Annotated in this window: 2 protein-coding genes; both read left to right on the top strand. The window is 45.1% G+C overall.

Annotated elements, in window-relative coordinates:
* The coding region (locus ACTHY5_RS07990; RefSeq protein WP_441878479.1) for an STY4851/ECs_5259 family protein at positions 1-2,403 on the top strand (2,403 nt) is incomplete at its 5' end.
* A partial coding sequence (locus tag ACTHY5_RS07985; protein WP_441878477.1) for a DEAD/DEAH box helicase occupies positions 2,403-3,037 on the top strand: 635 nt, incomplete at its 3' end. The genes ACTHY5_RS07990 and ACTHY5_RS07985, both read left to right, overlap by 1 nt.

Below are 3,037 nucleotides of genomic sequence, written 5' to 3'. Positions count from 1 at the left end.
AGTGTGAGTCGTTTAGAGCTAGGGCTCTTTGAGGGCGACAAGCAAGTCGCTCATTTAGGCGTGGGATATGCTCACTTTAAAGATCACAAAGCCGTATTGAGTGTTCGCCAACAGGCGGTAGAGTGCCCCCGTAAGTCACCTAGTGAGTCTCTCTACTTTGTTGCGATGCAAGGTGGCTTGGTGCTAAGCAAGCTACTCATTGAACGCAGTAGTGTGGAGCTGGGCGAAGTGCCGCTGGGCTTTGATCTAGTACACGAAAAATGGTGCCTAGTAGGCCAAGCAAGTTTTTCCAGCCGGGCTGCTAAGCTAATGCTGTTACTTCCGGAGTCTGCGTATATTGAGATGGTAGAAGGAGAGTTAACAGAAGCGCCGCTTGTTGTTGGTTATCGAACCCAAATGTTGGCCGGTGAGGCAAAAATAAGTGCCTCACAACAGGATGTTTACCGTATTCGTACCGGAGTGGTTAGTGCCGCAGACCAAGGGTTAGTGTTAAGCGGCCGTGAATTATATTGGGCTAGTAAGCCGAGTCTTATTTATGCGGGCATGCCCAGTTTTCGTTGGGCAACGGGTGAACTACATGCTCATCAGGGGTTACAGCTTTGGCTTTCTGGTCAGCCACTTCATGAGCTACCTCTGAGTGCTCGTTATGGTCGACAGTCTATATCGGTCAAAAACAGCCAAGGAGAAACCTTACTTAGAAAACAGGTGGGAGTTCTGCCTGAAGATTTTACTGTTGAACTAAAAACCAGCCAGCTGCCCAATCAGGGAAGCGTCATTTTTCGCACTGCTACTAAGTGTATTTTTCGTGTGTTAGACGAAAGCATGACATTTAGGCGGGTGAGTACGGATGGCGCGATCGAGTTACAACTGACCGCTGAAAATATTCCACCAGCGAGAGTCGCAATAGAAGTAACTTTTAATTTAATGAGTGAGCCAGTCGTTCTTGAGCTGCCTTTTCCTGCTTCTGGAGTATTAGCTTTTGACTGTGAGCAAAAGCCACTTGCGCGTTCGTTGACAACTTCAGGCTTGCTTGGTGGTCGTTTGTTCCTCTTTGCGCGGGAGGATAATCCAGTTAGATATGATATTGAATTGCGGCTAGCAGCCAATCACACTACACCAGTAGGGCATAGTTGGCGCTATACCGCAGTTGACGGTCCATTAGAAATTAGCCTTCATAGTATGAAGGACGAAATTGAGGCGTTAATGTCTTTAAGCCACGATCTTGATCACGCTGTAGAATTGGTTATTAAAGGTGGCGGCTCAGAAGTTTCTTATCGTTTTCAGCACTATGCTACTAATTTGAATATTGATTCAGATAGGGGGGTGCTTTTCTCTCGTGGAGAAGTATTGCGAGATGAGGCTACGCCTCAGCCTTTGCTGATACTGATTAATGAGCCTGAAAGAGCCCCAATACCATTACTATCCAGAGTATCAGAAGGTACGAAAACTGGTGAGTTTGAGCTACCTAGTATAATTGAAAAAAATGGACCTTGGTTGATCGTACCTGCTAATCAATCAGCAGTTAAATTTCGTCCTAAGTTCTTGATGGGATTAGCACAACCGTCTGAGCTAAATGTTGAAATCAGAACATTGCAACAAGCTTGCTCAGCATTTAATCCTATAAATAACCCAGAAGTTTTTAAGAGCGTACTCAATAATATGGGCGGTAACCCCGAACATACTGGCTGGCTTTTTTTACGTACCCTCTATAAAAATTATAGCTACCTGCCTCTTTCTACATTTGAGGTTTGGCGAGCGTTGGTTAAGCATCCTCAAGCATTAGCCATGGCGTTGCTTAAGTTTGAAATGTCAGTGGAGTTTATTCGCCAGCTTGAGCTAGATTTTCCCTTATTTTGGGAGTTTCTGCCGCTTCAGTGCTTGCAGGATGCTAAGCAAAAGTTAGCCGCTGTGTTAGTGGAAAAGGGTATCCCGGAGAGTATGGTCATCGATTTATTTAATAAGTGGTGTGCCAAGCTGGCTCAGAGTTTACCCAGTTACGCCGGTGACTTAGCTAAATATTTGAGTAGTAGCACACTGCCTCAACCATTACCTGCCGTTGTAATGAAAATGGCCATTGATGGCTGGTATCAAGATTTAATGCGTAATCATTTCGAGGCAGTATGGCCAGAGCGGTTTGCTCCACAATTATTAACGTGGTACCGAACACAAACAGACTTACCTATTCAATTGGAAACACACTCATCATTTCATAATGCTGTCGTTTATATGCCTATTTTTGCCGCCGCAGTGGCTGCAGGTCGAGCTAACAGTGAGGATGTTTTTGGTAAACAACCAGAAAACATCTTTTTCGCTCGCCAACTGAGAGAGTTTGATCTCGATTGGTTTGGCCCTGTGTTTCAGTTTTGTTTATTGAGCTATCAAAAAACTAACGAGAGTAAATAATGAAACCCTATTTTAAAAGCATGGTTGAGCAGTCAGTTACTCGCTCTAAAGAAGCCACACTGAGTATTTTAGGCATCACTAATCCGCAGCTGCGTGAGCATTTAGCACAGCAAATGAGTACCGAGAGTGGTGAAGAAGGTGCGTTCTTAGCATCACCGGTATTTGAACCTACCTTTGGCTGGGAAGAGGCAGCGCCCACCATGGCAGATCTTGCCGGCACCGGTAAGCTGCTGTGCAAAGAGGTAGTGGCAGCCCTTGATAGTAAGCAGAACGGCCGTTATAGATTTGGTTCTCACTTCCATCCGTTTTCGCATCAGCTGGTTAGTTGGAAAACATTGCTAGAACAAAAGCGGTCGATAATTGTCACCAGTGGCACTGGGTCGGGTAAAACTGAGTGCTTTATGGTGCCGGTGCTTAATGATTTATATGAAGAGTTTCAACAGAAAAAAGCTCCTTTAGTTGGGGTTCGCGCACTGTTTTTGTACCCACTTAACGCTTTGATCAACTCGCAGCGTGAGCGATTATCTGCTTGGACCCAAAAATTCGGTAACAATATCCGCTACTGCTTATATAACGGTAATACCGAAGAGCATGCCAGCAAAGTTAGGACACTGCAGAAAGATACGAATGAGGT

The organism is Oceanisphaera sp. (genome assembly GCF_052084945.1).
Lineage (GTDB): Bacteria > Pseudomonadota > Gammaproteobacteria > Enterobacterales > Aeromonadaceae > Oceanimonas.
This window is presented reverse-complemented; position numbering and strand designations above follow the sequence as displayed.